This window comes from Thermotoga sp. RQ7 (genome assembly GCF_000832145.1).
Classification (GTDB): domain Bacteria; phylum Thermotogota; class Thermotogae; order Thermotogales; family Thermotogaceae; genus Thermotoga; species Thermotoga neapolitana.
This window is the reverse complement of record NZ_CP007633.1, coordinates 1,673,521-1,689,979: the sequence shown is the minus strand read 5'-3', so window position 1 is coordinate 1,689,979 and position 16,459 is coordinate 1,673,521. Positions and strand designations below refer to the sequence as shown.

General features: G+C 48.2%; 20 protein-coding genes and 1 other RNA gene. 16 read left to right on the top strand and 5 right to left on the bottom strand.

Going from position 1 to position 16,459, the window contains the following annotated elements; genetic code table 11:
• Genes yfcE through TRQ7_RS08620 form a run of 10 tightly spaced genes read left to right on the top strand, consistent with a single transcriptional unit; the run spans position 1 to position 5,978 of the window.
• Positions 1–558, top strand: coding sequence for a phosphodiesterase (yfcE, locus tag TRQ7_RS08665; protein WP_038067848.1), 558 nt, complete (start codon positions 1–3; stop codon positions 556–558).
• Complete coding sequence (gene rnc, locus TRQ7_RS08660) at positions 551–1,273, top strand: ribonuclease III (protein WP_041844463.1); 723 nt, start codon at positions 551–553, stop codon at positions 1,271–1,273. The genes yfcE and rnc overlap by 8 nt, the downstream gene beginning before the upstream one ends.
• The gene (locus tag TRQ7_RS08655) at positions 1,270–2,229 is read left to right on the top strand and encodes a radical SAM protein (protein WP_041844462.1); all 960 of its coding nucleotides are present in this window, start codon (positions 1,270–1,272) and stop codon (positions 2,227–2,229) included. The genes rnc and TRQ7_RS08655 overlap by 4 nt, the downstream gene beginning before the upstream one ends.
• Positions 2,208–2,543: a cation:proton antiporter subunit C gene (locus TRQ7_RS08650; RefSeq protein ID WP_041844461.1), complete on the top strand. Its 336-nt coding sequence runs from the start codon at positions 2,208–2,210 to the stop codon at positions 2,541–2,543. The genes TRQ7_RS08655 and TRQ7_RS08650 overlap by 22 nt, the downstream gene beginning before the upstream one ends.
• Positions 2,540–3,904: a cation:proton antiporter gene (locus TRQ7_RS08645; protein WP_041844460.1), complete on the top strand. Its 1,365-nt coding sequence runs from the start codon at positions 2,540–2,542 to the stop codon at positions 3,902–3,904. Before TRQ7_RS08650 ends, TRQ7_RS08645 begins: the two co-directional genes overlap by 4 nt.
• Positions 3,880–4,242, top strand: a complete 363-nt coding sequence (locus tag TRQ7_RS08640; protein WP_041844459.1) for a Na+/H+ antiporter subunit E — start codon at positions 3,880–3,882, stop codon at positions 4,240–4,242. The genes TRQ7_RS08645 and TRQ7_RS08640 overlap by 25 nt, the downstream gene beginning before the upstream one ends.
• Positions 4,239–4,481: a hypothetical protein gene (locus TRQ7_RS08635; protein WP_015919925.1), complete on the top strand. Its 243-nt coding sequence runs from the start codon at positions 4,239–4,241 to the stop codon at positions 4,479–4,481. The genes TRQ7_RS08640 and TRQ7_RS08635 overlap by 4 nt, the downstream gene beginning before the upstream one ends.
• A complete protein-coding gene (locus TRQ7_RS08630; RefSeq protein ID WP_015919924.1) occupies positions 4,478–4,714 on the top strand; it encodes a monovalent cation/H(+) antiporter subunit G in 237 nt (78 codons plus the stop codon). The genes TRQ7_RS08635 and TRQ7_RS08630 overlap by 4 nt, the downstream gene beginning before the upstream one ends.
• Positions 4,711–5,379, top strand: a complete 669-nt coding sequence (locus tag TRQ7_RS08625) for a Na(+)/H(+) antiporter subunit B (protein ID WP_041844458.1) — start codon at positions 4,711–4,713, stop codon at positions 5,377–5,379. The genes TRQ7_RS08630 and TRQ7_RS08625 overlap by 4 nt, the downstream gene beginning before the upstream one ends.
• Positions 5,376–5,978: a Na(+)/H(+) antiporter subunit B gene (locus tag TRQ7_RS08620; protein ID WP_015919922.1), complete on the top strand. Its 603-nt coding sequence runs from the start codon at positions 5,376–5,378 to the stop codon at positions 5,976–5,978. Before TRQ7_RS08625 ends, TRQ7_RS08620 begins: the two co-directional genes overlap by 4 nt.
• On the opposite strand, the gene TRQ7_RS08615 is transcribed toward TRQ7_RS08620, so the two are convergent.
• The 3 genes from TRQ7_RS08615 to TRQ7_RS08610 form a co-directional block, all read right to left on the bottom strand.
• Entirely contained in the window at positions 5,970–6,416 is a 447-nt protein-coding gene (locus tag TRQ7_RS08615; protein ID WP_052472232.1) for a hypothetical protein, read from the bottom strand. The genes TRQ7_RS08620 and TRQ7_RS08615 overlap by 9 nt on opposite strands.
• Positions 6,416–6,681, bottom strand: an RNA gene (ffs, locus tag TRQ7_RS09565) — signal recognition particle sRNA large type. Before ffs ends, TRQ7_RS08615 begins: the two co-directional genes overlap by 1 nt.
• Positions 6,682–6,721: 40 nt before the next feature.
• Positions 6,722–6,991, bottom strand: a complete 270-nt coding sequence (locus tag TRQ7_RS08610; RefSeq protein WP_038067843.1) for a cupin domain-containing protein — start codon at positions 6,989–6,991, stop codon at positions 6,722–6,724.
• A gap of 130 nt (positions 6,992–7,121) precedes the next feature.
• Between TRQ7_RS08610 and TRQ7_RS08605 the strand changes: the two genes are divergently transcribed.
• The 6 genes from TRQ7_RS08605 to TRQ7_RS08580 all read left to right on the top strand — a co-directional run bounded on the left by TRQ7_RS08605 (position 7,122) and on the right by TRQ7_RS08580 (position 13,405).
• Positions 7,122–8,060 (top strand): hypothetical protein, encoded by a 939-nt coding sequence (locus TRQ7_RS08605; protein ID WP_041844457.1) that lies wholly within the window; start codon positions 7,122–7,124, stop codon positions 8,058–8,060.
• Between the two features lie 14 nt (positions 8,061–8,074).
• Positions 8,075–8,752, top strand: a complete 678-nt coding sequence (locus tag TRQ7_RS08600) for a hypothetical protein (RefSeq protein WP_041844456.1) — start codon at positions 8,075–8,077, stop codon at positions 8,750–8,752.
• 43 nt (positions 8,753–8,795) lie between these two features.
• On the top strand, positions 8,796–9,449 hold the full coding sequence (locus TRQ7_RS08595; RefSeq protein ID WP_041844455.1) for a hypothetical protein: 654 nt from the start codon (positions 8,796–8,798) through the stop codon (positions 9,447–9,449).
• 61 nt (positions 9,450–9,510) lie between these two features.
• Positions 9,511–11,142, top strand: coding sequence for a hypothetical protein (locus TRQ7_RS08590; RefSeq protein WP_041844454.1), 1,632 nt, complete (start codon positions 9,511–9,513; stop codon positions 11,140–11,142).
• Positions 11,139–12,302: a secretin N-terminal domain-containing protein gene (locus TRQ7_RS08585; protein ID WP_041844453.1), complete on the top strand. Its 1,164-nt coding sequence runs from the start codon at positions 11,139–11,141 to the stop codon at positions 12,300–12,302. Before TRQ7_RS08590 ends, TRQ7_RS08585 begins: the two co-directional genes overlap by 4 nt.
• A gap of 2 nt (positions 12,303–12,304) precedes the next feature.
• Entirely contained in the window at positions 12,305–13,405 is a 1,101-nt protein-coding gene (locus TRQ7_RS08580; protein ID WP_144399133.1) for a hypothetical protein, read from the top strand.
• Here TRQ7_RS08580 and TRQ7_RS08575 read toward each other — a convergent pair.
• Positions 13,402–14,451, bottom strand: a complete 1,050-nt coding sequence (locus TRQ7_RS08575) for a BTAD domain-containing putative transcriptional regulator (protein ID WP_041844451.1) — start codon at positions 14,449–14,451, stop codon at positions 13,402–13,404. The genes TRQ7_RS08580 and TRQ7_RS08575 overlap by 4 nt on opposite strands.
• Positions 14,452–14,630: 179 nt before the next feature.
• On the bottom strand, positions 14,631–16,457 hold the full coding sequence (fliD, locus tag TRQ7_RS08570; RefSeq protein WP_041844450.1) for a flagellar filament capping protein FliD: 1,827 nt from the start codon (positions 16,455–16,457) through the stop codon (positions 14,631–14,633).
• Between the last annotated feature and the right edge of the window lie 2 nt (positions 16,458–16,459).

Below are 16,459 nucleotides of genomic sequence, written 5' to 3'. Positions count from 1 at the left end.
TTGAAAATTCTCGTTGTTTCGGACACCCACGGGGCCTTCTCTCCCGTGGAAAAGATCCTGAAAATCGCCGGTGCCTTCGATGAGATATGGCACCTTGGAGACGTTCTCTACCACGGGCCAAGAAATCCTCTGCCGGACGATTACAATCCGAAGGAGCTTGCCTCTCTTTTGAAGAAATACCGCATCAGGTACATCCGTGGAAACTGTGATGCGGACGTGGATGTACGATTTCTGGGGATACCAGAAATGCCACGAATAGGGATAGAGTACCTCGATGATGTGAAGATCCTTCTTGTCCACGGCGACCAGTTCGAGTACGATGAAGGAGATCCTACCTTGCTTGCGAAATCCCATGACTGTGGAGTGATCCTGTTCGGACACACACACGTTCCCATGGTCGAGAAAAGAGGGGGAATACTCCTGATAAACCCTGGATCACCCGCACTGCCCAAATCAGAAGACGGTCCAACATTTGGTATCATCGATACGGAGAGGAAGAAATTCCAGCTTCGTTCACTGGAAGGAGACCTTCTGGAAGAGGTGAGTCTCGTTGACTGAGAGTGAGAGAAGAACAGTGGAAGAACTTCAGAAAAGACTGGGAGTTCTTTTCAACGATGAAGAACTTCTCTTTCGTGCACTCTGTCACAGTTCCTATGCGAACGAGCAGAAACAGGCCGGAAGGGAAGATGTAGAGTCAAACGAAAAACTGGAATTTCTCGGTGACGCTGTTCTGGAACTTTTTGTCTGTGAGATTCTGTACCGGAAATATCCCGAAGCGGAAGTGGGCGATCTGGCCCGTGTGAAGTCCGCCGTTGCGAGTGAGGAAGTCCTCGCGAGGATTTCCAGAAGGCTGGAACTGGGAAAGTACCTGTTTCTTGGAAAAGGAGAGGAGAAGACAGGAGGAAGAGAGCGAGATTCCATCCTTGCGGATGCCTTCGAGGCATTGCTTGCCGCACTCTATCTGGACCAGGGCTACCAGAAGATCAAGGATCTCTTCGAGGATGAGTTCGAGTCCTACATAGAAAAGATCATGAAGGGAGAAATACTGTTCGATTACAAGACCGCACTTCAGGAGATCGTGCAGAGGGAACACAAGACACCACCGGAATACGTGCTGGTGAGAACGGAGAAAAACGGCAGTGAGAAACTGTTCGTTGTCGAAGTCCGTGTGAACGATGAGACACTTGCCGTTGGCAGGGGAAGAACGAAGAAGGAAGCCGAGAAAGACGCAGCAAGGAAAGCCTACGAAAAGCTGGTGGCGGAAAAAACATGAAGATCATCCCTGTGTTTCTTCCTTATGCAGGCTGTAGGAAAAGATGCGTCTTCTGCGACCAGGTGAAAGCGACGGGACAGGTGAAGGTCCCGTCTCTTGATGACATTGCACAACTCATAGAGGAGTATTCGAAAACATCCAAAGAATACGAACTGGGATTCTACGGTGGAACGTTCACCGGCCTTTCCGAGCAGAAGATGGAGGAGTACCTGAGTTTCGTCAGAAGGTTTTCCGTGGTGAAATCGATCAGGATCTCCACCCGTCCAGACGAGGTGACGGTGGAAAAACTCGAGATTCTGAAAAAATACGATGTCGAAACGATCGAAGTGGGAGTTCAGTCCTTCTCGGACGAGGTGCTGGAGGCTTCAAAGAGGGGTTACACCCCCGATGAGGCAGAAAAGGCCTGTAAACTCATTAAGAAAATGGGGTTCAGATTGAGCGTGCATCTGATGGTGGGACTGCCGAAAAGCAGCAGAGAAGGCGAGATACTTTCTGCCCTGAGAACGATAGAGTGTGGTGCTGACCTGGTGAGGATACATCCCACTCTGGTCTTTGAAGGGACGGAGCTTCACAGAATGATGGAGGCTTCTCAATACAGTCCGCTCGACCTGGAGGAAGCGATAGATATTTGCTCTGACCTCGTGTGTATTCTGGAAGGTTGGGGGGTTCGGGTGATTAGGATAGGATACCACGTTCCGGTTGAACTCAGAAGATACGTGGTGGCAGGTCCCCTGGATCCTGCCCTTGGGGACAGGGTGAGAAGGGCAGTCATGAAGAAGGTGATGAGGAAATTGAACCCGACCAATGTGGTTGCTCCGAAAAATTACCTCGTGTGGTTTGAATCAGAAAAAGTGAAGGTGGGAGATGAATTTCTGTTCGACGAACTGACCTACGCCGATGCTCTTTTCCTTGTGGGAAAAGAGGTGATAGAAAGATGCTTGAACGGCTCTCTTTGATGGTGGTACTGGCAGGTCTTCTGGGGGTTCTTGTGAACAGGGATCTCATCAAGAAGATCATCTCACTCGATATCATGGGAACTGGAGTTGTCAGTTTCTTCGTGATCGTGTCAAGAAAGCAGGGAGAGGACGTTCCAATACCATTTCACCCAGGTGCGGCCGACCCCGTTCCGCAGGCCCTTATCATCACCTCGATAGTGATCGGTTTTGCAACCGTCGCTCTTCTCGTCACCATAGCGAGCGTTATTTCTTCAAAGTATTCTTCTATTTCTTCCGAGAAACTCGACAGAGATCAAGGGGGAGAGAAAGAGTGATTTTCCTTTTCTACAACTTCTTTCTTGTGGCACTCGGTATTGTTCTTCTTTCTTTAAAAAGAAAGGCTCCGGTGTGGATGGTGTGGATCAACTTTCTTTTCATTCTCGGTGTTGTTTTCGGCAATTACAGATTCGATCTCACACTGACAGGGGAGTTCGGTGTACACCTTCTGCTAGATCACATATCACATTACTTCCTTCTGCTCACCGCCCTGGTCTTTCTTGCCGTCTTCACCAGGAAGATGAGTGTGAATCTTTCGAATCTTCTCCTTGTCCTTCTTGGGGTTCTTAATCTCACTTTCGTGAGCGCCGATCTGTTCAACCTCTACGTGACGATCGAGGCGGTATCTCTTCTCACCTTTCTGCTGGTTGTGGAGGGAAGAAAGAAGGTTCAATACTGGTCCGCTTTCAAATACCTGATCCTTGGAACGATCGGTATGAACGTGTACCTCACAGGTGTTGCCATTCTGTACGCAGAAAACGGCACCCTCTCCATATCCGGATTATCCGAAAATCCCTTTGCCGCTTCCCTGATCACGTCCGGACTTCTTCTGAGGGCGGGAGTTTTTCTGTTCAGTATGTGGCTTCCACAACTTCACTCCGAAGCCGAAACGGTGATCTCTGCCATTCTCTCTGGTGTGGTCGTAAAGAGTGCGGTCTACGGCCTTTTGAGGATGGAAGAAATTGTGAACTGGGAATTGATAGAGTACTTTGCAATATTCTCGGCTCTTTCCGGAGCCGTCCTTGCTTTTCTTTCCAGGGATTACAAAAGAACGCTTGCCTACAGCACGCTCTCGCAGATCGGAATAGTCCTCGTGTCTCCCATAACCGCTCCTGTGTACTCGCTGGCACACGGTGTTTCCAAGTCGTGGCTCTTTCTTCTGAAAGACGAACTTCCCGGCAGGAACACAGAAGAATGGGAAAGACTCGATTTCTGGACGTGGCTTTCGCTTGCACTGGCCAGTCTTTCGATCATGGGCTTTCCCGGGTTTTCGGGTTTTTCGAAGAACATGGTGCTTCTGGAAATCCACGGCTGGGAAAAACTTCTGATGGAGATCGCCTTCGCTGGAACTGCCGCCACGTTCTGGCGGTTTTTGATGAAGCCGTTTGTTTTTTCAGGTCAGGGAAGGATAAAACCCTACAGCGTAATACTTGCCGCTTCATCCGTTGTGATCGGAATTTTCTTTGCAAACTGGAAATCATCGCTTGAGAGTGTTCTTTTGATAGGATCAGGCCTTCTGGTTCATCTTCTTTTCAGAAGGTGCAGGATCGAAAGGTACCCTCTGGAGGATTTCGATTCCATGCTTGGAATCTACCTTCTTGGGACGGTGATGATGTGTCTGTTTTCGCTGCAGTGGTGACGGGGACAGTTTTCTTTGTGATTCTTTCCCAAAAAGTCACCATTCTGACCGTTGTCCTTGGGGCTCTCATGAGCCTCGCTGCCTACCTGTTCACAAGACCCACGCATTTTGAGAGATTTCCGGTTCTTGTTCTCAAACTCATCTACCACATGCCGAAGGCGATCCTCGAATCGATTGTGGTGATGCTGTCGTCCAGGGAGAGAAGTGCCTACGAGGTTTCGGTGGAGGATGAATGGGAAGAACTGGAAAAGACCCTCACGATCACTCTCACTCCAAAAACGCTGGTTGTCGTTTCCGATGAAGGGTACATAGTGGTTCATCGGGTGGGGAGAAGATGATCTGGATACTCACCGTTCCTCTCGTTTTGAGTGTTATCCTGGCTGTTTTGGGAAGAAACCGGTGGGAGAAACTACTCGGGATCTCCTCACTTTCCACCAAAACGGGTGTTCTGATATACGCACTGTCGTACCTTGTTCCGGGACTTTCCCAGGTGCGGGATGTTGCCATCTTCTACCTGCTTGCCGGTGGAAGTGGTGTGGTTCTTTTCTCATACTTTCTGAGGGGGAGAAAGGAATGATCTACATCGGTGTGGCACTGATGTGCCTTGGTACTTTCTTTGCTCTCATAAAGAGGGATTTTTACCTGAAGATACACTTCATAGGTATATCCGACACGGTGGGATCGCTCTTTGTGGTTTTCAACTTCTGGGAGGATGTCTCAAGGACCGTCCTCATGATGGTGATTCTGCTCGTGTGGGGACCGTTCATCTCCCACGTGATAGCGCGTATGTACACGGAGGGATCCTCTTGATAGAGTACATCGTTCTCCTTTCGATGATAACAATCTCTTTCTACACGATCTTCACACCGGTGAGAATGTTTTCGGTCATTGGAAGGACCGCCATCAGCGTTCTGGCGACACTACTTTACACAGTTCTTGCCGCACCAGACGTCGCCATAGCCGAGGCACTCCTAGGGGCCCTTCTCACAACCCTTGTTTATCTCATAGCTCTCAAATCCAGAGACAGAATAAAAGTTGGATTCACACCCGTGAGACTGCTCTTTGAGAAGATCGGAGAAGCTTTCACAGGCTTCGAATACGAACTCGTGAAGAGCTTCTGCGAAAAGTACGATTACGGGATGGAGTTCGTGGAATACGACTCTCTCGATGAGCTGATGAAGGCACTGAATGATGGAAGGATAGACATCGGGTGCGGTGGTGTTTTCAGAGAAGACAGGAAGGGATACCTGGAAACGAAGATCTTTTACCTCGAAGACGAAAAGATCGACCTTCTGAGGTACATGGACAGGACCTATCGAGGAGAAGAACTGAACCATATCTTTCAGAAGGAAGGAAGCTACCATATACTCTTTGCCGACGAGGAACTGAAGAGCCGGTTCAGACGCTTTTTGAAAACAGAAAAGGAATTTGTAGAAAGGCTCAAGAGGAAGTATTTTGGGGAGGAGAGCAGATGAGATGGGTCTGGATAGCGGTGCTTGTGATTTTTGGGGCTGTGCTGGTTGCAAGTGGGAGTTTCGAAAAGATTCCCATAGATCTCAGAGATACTGTGGTGGAAAATCCCATAACGCAGATATACCTTCTGAACAGGGTGTACGATACGGTGTTCGAGGTGCTCATCTTTTCCCTTGCGGTTCTGGGAGTCTCCTTTCACATGTCGTACCTTCCCGCTCCTGAAGAGATAAAGAGTATATCAGACGTTTCCATCAGGATCTTCACACGTTTCATCGCGTTCTTTCTTCTGGTGGGATCTCTGTACCTTGCGATCGAGGGTCATGTGAGTCCCGGTGGGGGGTTCTCGGCCGGAGTTGCGGGTGGAACGGCTCTTGCATTGATAGCCATGGTCGAGGAGTTCGAAAATTTCGAGAGGAAGTTCGAAAGGATGCGTGTACACTCTCTCGAGAAGATGATCATGGCTCTCTTTCTTTTCCTTGCTTTCCTGATTCTTCCTGGAAGGAACCTCATCGTTTTAGCCAACGTGATCGTGTATCTGAAGGTGATGCTGGGAAGCTGGATAGTGGTGTACTACTTCATAAAACACAGAGGACTACTCTGAAACCCCAAGATCGTAGGTTGTGCCTCCTATCCTCACGGAGAACACCTTTCCATCCTGAAGGAAAACTATCTTCTTCTTCGTTTCGAGTAGATAGTTGTTTCCCTCACCGCTCAATCCCCTTCGAATGATTTTGTACAGCCCATCATCAAATTTTACAACATAAGAGATCCTGCCGCTTTTTCCCTTGTAATCTGCATTGAAACTCAGACAGGATGGAGTAACGGAGGAAGAAGGTGTTTCTGCCTTTTTCACCTCGTACTCGTGCCTCATGAAATCCACAGCGTAGAGTTCATCGAGTGTTCTGTCCAGATCGTTCACAAGGTGGGCTTTTGTCTCCAGGGCAAGAGAGAGGGAGAGAAAGCCGATCAGTGCGATCGTGCAGAAACAGAAAAGCAAACTGAGAACCTCGACGATGGTGTAGCCAAACAAAAGATGCACCACGCACCCACCGTCGACATCCCCGGACCGGGGCGTACGTGGTCGGAGAGCTCCGGTCGGGCACCCCCACGGCACACGGAGACACCTGCTTATGGCTGCTCCCTCCCGGGCCTGACCAGGTTCACAGGGCTCCGTTGCGTAGGACCCGACCTTCATCGCTTCCGAACCACACCGTTTCCCGACCCGAAGAGCCTCGGGTGGGAGTTCGGCCCCGCATATGGCGGATTTCGGGTACAGGGGACCGCCAACCCCCCGCCTAGCGTGGTGCACCACTATTCTACGACACTTTTTGGGATATTTCAAGTTCAAAACAGGTTGTAGTGTTTCCTCACAGGCTCCAGGACCTTCCATCTGCACCTCAAGCCCTTAGGGAATGTGACGAGATCTCCTTTTTCGATCACGTACTTTTTTCCGTCCTCCGTTGTTACCTCCACTTTCCCTTCCAGAATGTAGCAGGTCTCGTTCGTGTCGTAGTACCAGTCGAACTCACTGACTTCCTTTTCCCAGATAGGCCACCTTTCCACACCGAGTTCTTTGAGTTTTTCCGGTGTGGGTTTTTCTATCTTCACTTCCATGTTCATCACCCCCGAACAAAGTGTACCAATCTTTATTGTTTTTTCATTAAAGACTCATTGAAGTTTTCCTTTCCTTTCTTCGCAATTTGAGATCAGTGGGTAGAGTTTGAATCGTAGGGGGGCGAAATCCGTGAAGAAGTGGGGATTGGGGGTTTTCATCGTTGTTCTTTTCAGTCTGTCTTTTTCCATCACAACCTACAGATACGACAGTGAAACCGGGAGGTGGGAAAAGGAGATTCGAGAGGACATACTCGTTTTTCCATCCACCCCGGAGCAGGCTGGAAGTGTTGTGGCGACGGAGTCTTTCCGGGGAAGGGCGCAATGGTATTACTACATGGAGTACACACTGGGAGATGGGGAGCAGATCTTCAGTTTCTGGATGGGACAGAGCACAGACGTGGGAACGGTCACCATCTGGAACGATTCTGATTTCTTCTACGTTAAGGTCGAACTGGACGAAGGATGGTTTTTGAAAGAAACACATCTCAACATCCAGACAGATGAACCGGAAGGAAATCAGTCTCCAGGTCAGTTTCCGTTCAAGGAAGAGTTCGATCCCCCTGTGAAAGACTACACCTACAGAGTGCCTCTCTCTTTCCTTCTCCAGAAAAGTATCAGCAGATCAGGAAAAGCAAGCACCAGATACTACGTTCTTCTTCACGGTGTGGTAGGAAATGGTACCGAGGAGGAGACTGCGTGGGGTGGAAGGCGATCAAACTGTGTTGAGATCCATCTCAGTGGAACGAAGGTCACCTGGTTTGTGAAAAAGCCCGGTGTGTACGTCTCAAAAGTGCTGGAAGTGAGTGCAAGCAGAGATTTGCATGTCTTCGTCTCTCTACCGGATCCTGCAAGCAACTCAAAAGTTCTGGAACTGAAACTGGGAACGGGGGAACAGATTCCTTCGGAATGGTTCGACGAACTTGACTTTGTAGAAAACAGATTCTTCCTGTGGCAGAAAATAACCGTTTCAAGAGATTCCACAGCGGATACCTACATCAGCGAGGGTGTGATAACCTTCACCATCAACAACTCTAAACTGTACGTCGATACCTCACCAGAAGGTGAGTAGAGGGAGGGGTTTGTATGAGAAAGTTACTCTGGTTAGTTTTGATGGGAGCGTTGTTCTCTTTCGCCCTGGCACAGACACCACTTGAGGTCTGGAAGTACGAGGATGGTCAGTACATCAGTCTTCCAGCAACGAACGACCTGGCAAGAGCGTTCAGTGCGTACCCGGCCGATGGATCCTGTAACAAACCTGAGTGGCAGATTGAATTCACAACAGAAGTACAGGTTGCCCAGTGGCTCGAGTGGAGTCTGAACGCAACGAAGTGGACCTGGTTTGTGAGAAAACCTGGAGACTACTACGCGAACTCCATAGTGGGAACTGTCGCAAGCAACGGAGATGTTCTGGTAACATTCAGTGGTTTTGATGACCCAACCTACACAGGAACAAGCAGTGTCAATCCAGAGATCGAAGCGTATTACACAGTGATGACAACAGAAGGTATGCCAGATCAGAACAGCTGGGTGAGAGCACCCGATGTAAACGATCTTTCCTATACGTTGGTGGACAGCCAGGAACTCCACGATGGGATGACCTTCTATCTATGGAACAGAATCAAGGTAGTGAATTGTAACAGTGCATCCACCTACAGAGACACCGGATACATCTTGCTCACGCTTCAAAACCAGAAACCTTGGATCGACGAAGAAGGAAACTACGTACAGGATCTGACAAATTACGTGACCGACGAAAGATGAGTCGAAAAGTGTTACATCACGAACAATTGAGGAGGGGATTGGTATGAGAAGACTTCTGTTGATAATGTTGGCTTTGATAGTGGGTTCTCTGTTTTTCGCCCAGCAAGAAATACCGGTTTACGCTTACGGAGATAGTGATCCAAATAACGCAAGAGCGTTAATCAGTGAAGGAATGAGCGGAAACTGTAACAGACACCAGTGGGAAATTCCCATGACTCTGGAAGTTCAGGTCGCCCAGTGGGTGAAATGGCACCTTACGGGAACGAAGTGGACCTGGTTTGTGAGAAAACCCGGAACCTACGTCGCCAACTGTATAACAGCAGAACTTCATAGCAACAGCGATCTTGAGATCACCTTCAGTGGATTTGATCACCTGAAGTACGCAACGGGAACGAGTGTTAACGACACGATCGAGGTAGAATACGCGTTCGGTCCTCAGCTTCCTATATCAGAAGATATATGGACACCCGCTCCGGATCTCGAAAACGTGACCCTGCTGGTACCCGACAGCGAGATTCTCCACAACGGTGCAACCTACAAACTCTGGAACAGAATACACGTTGTGAGATGTAACAGTGCATCTACCTACAGAGACACAGGCACGATCACACTCACACTTAAGAACCAAAAACCGTGGATCGACGAGGAAGGAAACTACGTGGAAGATCTGGAAAACTACGTGAACAGCGAAAGATAAGTCTCTTCAGAAAGAGAAGGCGAGGGTCCTCCCCTCGCCTTTTATTTTGTTTGGGAGAGTGATGGGGATGAGAAGGATAGTTTTGATGATAGTTGTTTTTGTTAGTGCGGTTTTTTTCGCTCAGGGAATATCTGTTCGAATGGATCCCATCGTGGTGAGCAAAACCGTGAGTCCGGGAACCAGTTTCAGTTACGAGATCTTTCTGGAGAACGACAGTGAGTTCGAATCCATCACACTGAAAGCGATGGTGATGGACATAACGGAAACTGAGGATGGAGCGTACGATCTGAGAGAGCCGGGAAGCACGAAGTATTCGATCGCAAGATGGGTTCGGGTTGAACCAGACACCATCACCGTACAGCCGAAAGAAACAAAGACGGTCATCGTGACGGTGAACGTACCAAGGGGTGTCTCTGGAGGACTGTACGGGGCGATCACATTCGAGATTCAGGGACCTCAAACACCGGAGACCCAGAGACCCGCTGAAGAGGGAGCCTACGGTGAAGTCGAGTTCAGGTACAGGATGGCGAGCTTTTTGGAAGTTGTTCTCTCTGGAACAAGACAGAGGGTGGAGGCGTTTCCAGCCTATTTCAAAGTGGAAAGATCAGATGACATTCCTTCAATAAGGATGCAGATTGGAAACGGGGCTCTTGTCTTCACACTCGGCGTGTTGAACAGGAGTAACGTTCACATAGTCACAAAGGGAACTCTCACGATAAAGACAAAAGAAGGAAGAACGATAGCAAAAATGCCTCTCGGTGGTGGAAGAGGAGTGATCCTTCCAGAAAGCACCGTCAACATGAGAACGATCACAAGAAGATTCTTTCCACCGGGAGAGTACATCGCAAGGGCCGTTGTCGATTACGGTGGAAGAAGACCCATCGTGGCAGAGACTCCGTTCACGATCACAACCGAAAAGGTGGAAACAGGAGAAGAAAAAAAAGAGACGAGTCCCGTGATGATCACAGTGGACCCTGCAAACGTCGAAATAAAGGCAGTTCCAGGATCCTACAGGTCTGAGATAGTGAAGGTATCGAATCTCGGAGAAGAGACACTTCAGGTGAAGGGAAAGATCCTGCCGCTGGCTTACGACCTCTACGGTGATCTCCTTCCAGAAGAAGAAAGAGGCACACCACCTGACTGGATAAAACTCACCCCTTCCTCTTTCACTTTAAGGCCCGGACAATCAAGGAACGTGCGTATCGCAGTGAGAATTCCGAAGGATTTCACGGGAGGATACTACGCCGATGTGCTCTTCAGAGCTGGTGGTTCTCTTCAGACGGAAACGGGTGTGAACCTTCTCGTGTTCTCAGGAAGAGACGAAGATATCACTAGAAAGGCTAGTGCAGATATCGTATATGAGATAAAGGAAGATGGAATCTACGCGGATATCGTTTTTGAGAACACAGGAAATTATCACCTCGTACCCAAGGTGACGTTTGGTTTGAACAGGATCACACCTCAGCAGGTAACGAATGAAGGGCTCATAATACCGGAGAAAGTGGAGTCTCTCATCCAAGAGGAAATCAGCTCCGCTGCCCCTGTTTTGCCTGGAACAAAGAGAATCTTCAGCATCTTCATACCTGTTGTTCTGGAAGAAGGTGAATACGAACTACTTGCAAGGTGTGACTACGGAAGAAGTCCGATTGTTCTGAAAAAGTCCTTTCACATAGAAGGGAGGAATGGGGAATGAGAAGACTGTTTTTCATCTCTCTCACACTGATAACGATTTTGATTTTCTCACAGGAAGAACCTCTTGTGAGCAACATATTCCAGGACACCTACATTCTGGATGCCCTGGCAGACATCTCCGCACAGACCGGTGTTCCGATCATAGCCGATACCACCGTAACAGGTTTCATCACGATGGAACTGAACGAAGTTCCTCTGGAACAGGCACTGAAGATGATACTCATGCCAGGAGGTTACGTCTACAGGAAAATGGACGGATTTTACTTTGTGGGTTCGCCCGATCCAGCGAACCCCGCTTTCAGATACCTGGTGGAGACAAAAACATACAAGTTGAAGTACATAACAACTGTCGACGCGGAAGAGTTGCTACCACCACTGTACAGAAATTACGTGAAATTCAACGAAAAGAACAACATGATAACCATCACCGCGCCTGAGGAGATCATCCAGGAGTTCGAAAAAGATCTTGAAAAGATAGACATCCCGATACCTCAGGTGAAGGTCAGCGTGATCGTCACAGAAGTTTCAAAGGATTATTCGAATGAACTGGGATTGAACAGTCTGGATTACTCCTTTGGCTCCGGACAGGAGTTCAACGAGAATTGGTCGGCTACCCTTGGTCTGGTGACAGGGGTGTTGAACCTCCAGACAGATGCCTTTGGACAGATCTTAGCTCAGCTGAAGCTTCTCGAAGAAGAACAGAAGGCGAAAATCACGGCCGATCCATGGATCATCGTGAAAAGTGGAGAAAAGGCCTCTTTGTTTCTGGGAGAAAGGCAGGTGGTTCTTCTTCAGGCCGAAGGAGCGGTGAGCAGGATCGAGTCCATAGACGTTGGAGTGAGTATCGATATTCAGCCTCGCGTGATGGATGAAGAAGAACTGGAACTCACCCTCTCTCCCAGAGTCAGTCACTTTGCGGGAGAAAAACTTGGAACCTTTGCTGTGAAACAGAACGAGCTTTCTACAACACTCTTTTTGAGGAACGGTCAGACCGTTGTGATCTCCGGAGCCACTGTAGAAGATGACTCCCAGACCAGTTCTGGCATACCCATACTGAACAAGATACCCCTCATAAGGTATCTCTTTGGGGGAACCACAAAGAAAGAAGCAGAAAAAGAACTTTACATATTCATCAAGGCAGAAATCCAGGGAAGTGAATGACCATGAAGTGGCTGTTGATCTTTTTGATATTCTCTATCACCACGCTGATGGCAAATTCTATGGTCGTTTATCAGTTCATCACCGCAGAAGTGAAGGAGGCAGAGAATCAGGACGTTCTGTTGAAGGAACTTCTCGTCACCATCGATGATTCTGGTGAAAAAAAAGTTTCCTACTCTGACAGCACGATCGAACTGAAGCTCTTTCCTCTCTCCATAAAAGTGGAACTTCCGGTGATCTACGATTCCTACAGAATCCTTTCCAGACCGTGGATCATCACTACCTTCGGAAAGAGCGCAACGATGAAGATGGGAAGGGAAGAGATCCTCACAACACAGGGTCTCACCACCACCACACAGGAGATTTCATTTTCTCTGACACCGAAACAGATGGACGAGAAGGGAAACGTTCTCTCGGACGTAGGAGTGAGGCTGGACGGTTCCCAACTTCAAACAACCCTGTGGCTTTCCCAGGAAAAGTTCCAGCCGATTTTCTACTGCAGATTCAAAACCGATGGTAAAGAGCAAAAAATGATCGTCTTTGCCAGGGCCATCGTTGTTGAGGAACCACCGAAGGAGAAGGTGTTCGTGGCAGGAGATGTCTCTGGCCTGGAAGAATTTCTGCCAGAAAAAGAAGAGAAGGAAGAGAACTTCATTTTCCTCTCTTCAGTCCCAGACATCAGAGTCAGTCTCTGGATCAGAAGTATCGTTCACATTGACGTGTCCGCTTCGGAGGGAGTTATTCTGGAGACGAGAATCTTCGGAGAGCAGTTAAGGTTCGGAACCATCTTCTGGCGCTACAGGTGGTGGGGCGTGGGCTTTTCCGATTACTCGGAAGTAGAACCACTGACCCTGTCGGCGGGAGTGTACGCTCTCTTCGATCTCGCAAAGTTCTCTGGAATTCTCTGGTGGGGTAGGGGGGATCTGAGACTCGGCAGATTTTCTGTGAGCCTATCTTTCAGGAGTCACTGGACACTCAAGGAAACGTCACAGGATTTGATTCTCAGTGCTGGGTACAGCATCAACGAGCACATGATGGTCGTACTGGGGGTAGTTTACGACTTTTCAAAGTACGGGGTGTTCATCGGGGTAAAGTTTTTGTTTTAAAGAACGGTGTAGTGATCCTTCTCTATCCCCATTTCTCCCAATACATTCTTTACACGACTTTCTACAGTTGGGCGCCGCCGTTCCGGGCAGTGAACGAGAATACGAATCGATTTGTTCGAGAAGGTGATCACATCTCCCCTCCGGAACAGCGGCGCTATTTTTTGAGCGACCGTCTCAGAATTTACATCTTTTCGTTTGAACATCACTTCAAGAAGAACAAACGTTTTTTTCCTTTTCCTGGACTCAAGGAAAAGGATCTTCTCAAACAACTTTTCATCGACAACGACCGCTTTGTTTCCGTTCATCAGAAAGTTTGTGTCCCCGGTTGAAAGAAGATCGCTGAACTTCAAACGAGGTCTGATACCTATCTCTTCAAGATGCTTCGATAGTTTGTCATACATGTGTTTTGCCCTTGTGATGTCTCCTTTCTTCAGGAGAATTTCCACTGCCCTGTAGTACATTCCCTCGTCGTAAGGTTCTCTCTGAACGTAGGATATCACCATCTCGAGGGCAGATTCGTAGTCTTTTTTCGACAGGTACAGTTCGAAAAGTTCCTTCAGAACATCTGAATACCATGATTCGTACGTATCTCTGATTTCCTGAACCCATTCTGCAAGGGCGTCTTCAATCAGAAAAGGTCCCGCGTAGATCTCAAACATCTTTTTCAGGAGTTTTTCTCGTTCATCAACCGACGTTTCTCCCATCAATTTTCTGTGGCATTCTTCGAAGATATCTGCGTCCACAACGATATCGTCGCCAGGAGCAAAACAGCATATGTTTCCCCTGACGAAGAGATGTTCACTCGTTATACCAACAGTTTTTCTGATCAGATGGAGCGTGGTGTTCAGGTTGGTCTTTGCGAACCTTTCTTCCATTCCCTCCCAGAACAGGTCGTAGACCTCCTCAACAGGTACCTCCTCGTTTCTTCTGAAGATCAGATATCTAAACAGTGAGAATGCTTTCTGCGAAGGCCAGTCTCTGTTGCTTATAACGTCGTCTTTTCTGATAATTTTCGTTCCACCAAAGGTTTTCACAAAAATACTCATAATCCCCATCTCCCATAGTCTACGAATTTTAAAACAATTTGAATCTTTTTAGTATTATACCACTAATTTTTATGAAAATTGGCTGAAAATAAAATGAAAAGATAGAAAAAACAACGAACCAAAAAAAGACAGCCGCAAGCGGCTGTCTTCCGTTGTTTTGTTGGTATCTGTGGATGAAATCACTTGTTGTTACTCTGAAAGGCCTGGGAAATCCAGCTTCCCTGGGTCTGAAGTTGCGAGATCACTTCCTCCATAGCGGAGAACTTTCTCCAGAGTTCCTGTTCTCTTTTTGAAAGTCTTTCAATCCAGCTTGCTATTTGCATTGCGAGGAAACGCTGTTCTCTTTCTATTCTCCCACTGATTCCTGCCACCTGGTCTATTTCGCCGTTGAACTTCACAAGGTTCCAGAGATAGTCGTCGAGTTTTGTGGCAAAACCGTTTTCGCTGCCGAAAAATTCCCACACCTTGTTTGGATCATCCTCTATGATCTGCCTCAATTTTTCTTCGTCCAGCTCGAGGTGGCCCTTCATCATGTTCTCGTAACCTGTACCTATGTCTCCCGTGGTGATGCCGAGTTCCCAGAGGTAGTTTATTTCTCCCTCAACCCTGTAAGTGATGAAGCCGCGCAAACGAGTGAAAACCCCTTCCAGGAAATCGTCTCCTTTCAAAACGCCTTTCATCTTCTCTTCCTCGGTCATCTCCTCTTCGGACTTGTCGGTTACCGGTTCCTCTGTGAGTTTTTCGTTCAGATAATCCATTATTTCGTTCCATTTATCCACAAACTCCTTGATCTTTTCAACTATGGCATCGGTGTCGGTTTTCACATCAACGGTGATCGTCTCGGATGTCACCCCAGAAACGTGAAAGGTCACGCCGTTGTACTCCACATCGTTGGTGTCCGAATAAACGTCCGTCCAGTTTGTGCCGTCCGTGCTTATCTGAAGGTGCGCTTTCTGTCCAACGTATAAACTGTGGCTTTCTATTCCAAGGAGGGAAAAGAGCCCCGTTCCATCGGTGTCTTCCAGGGTGATGGAGCCTGGGCCAGAGTTTTTCGACACGATCACGAGTTTGTTCGTGTGATAGTCGTAACTGGCGGTAACTCCTGCCTGGCTGTCGTTTATCTTTTCGATCAGCGAAGACAGTGTGTCGTTCTGGTCAACATCTATCTCCACACCGTTTATTTTCACCTTTCCGCTGACGATGGTTCTGGACGTGTACGTGGCGATCTGTACCAGGGTCTTTGCGGTGGAAAGACTACTCACAGAAGCCGTGCTGGTGAGGGAGTAACTGGTTCCATCGAAGCTCAAACTGGCCTCATCGAGATGAAACACCTTCGTGAAGTTTCCGGAGATATCTACCAGAGCAAAGTTCTTGTCCGATGTGATACTGATCTTTCCCGTGGCGGTATCGTAACTCACCGTTCCTGTGATTCCAAGGCTCGAAAGAGCGCTGTTCAGTTTGTTCACGATATCGTCTATGGTGTCACTGGACAGAATCTGAACGTCCTGGTAGTTTCCAGATTCGTTGTTGTAGAGTCTCACCGTCCCTTCCTGGGGAAAGTACATGTAGTCGAGTTCTCCAAATGTCTTTGTGGAATCGGGTGGTGGTACCACTTCATTCATTCCTACCAGGGTGGTGTACGTTGCGGTCTGAACGATCCTCACGTGATACACACCTGTGATGGCCACAGAGGAAGCCTCAGCAGAGAGAAACGTTTCATTCGATGAGAGGGCTGTCTTCTGAACAATCGTGCTCTGGAGTTTGAAACTATAGACCAGATCTCTGAATTCTCTCAGTTTTGTTTTTACCTCTTCGTAGGCTTTCTGCATGAGTTCGTACTTTTCGTATTTTTCTGTCAGATCCTGAAGCGGCTGGCTTTCTGCCTCGAGAATGGCATCTATGATCGACTGTGTATCAAGTCCACTGACAGCTCCCCCCACCTGGAATCCTCCAAGTTGAGAATAGTATCTCATGTTTATGGTGCTGGCTATTTTACTCAGGTCCATCG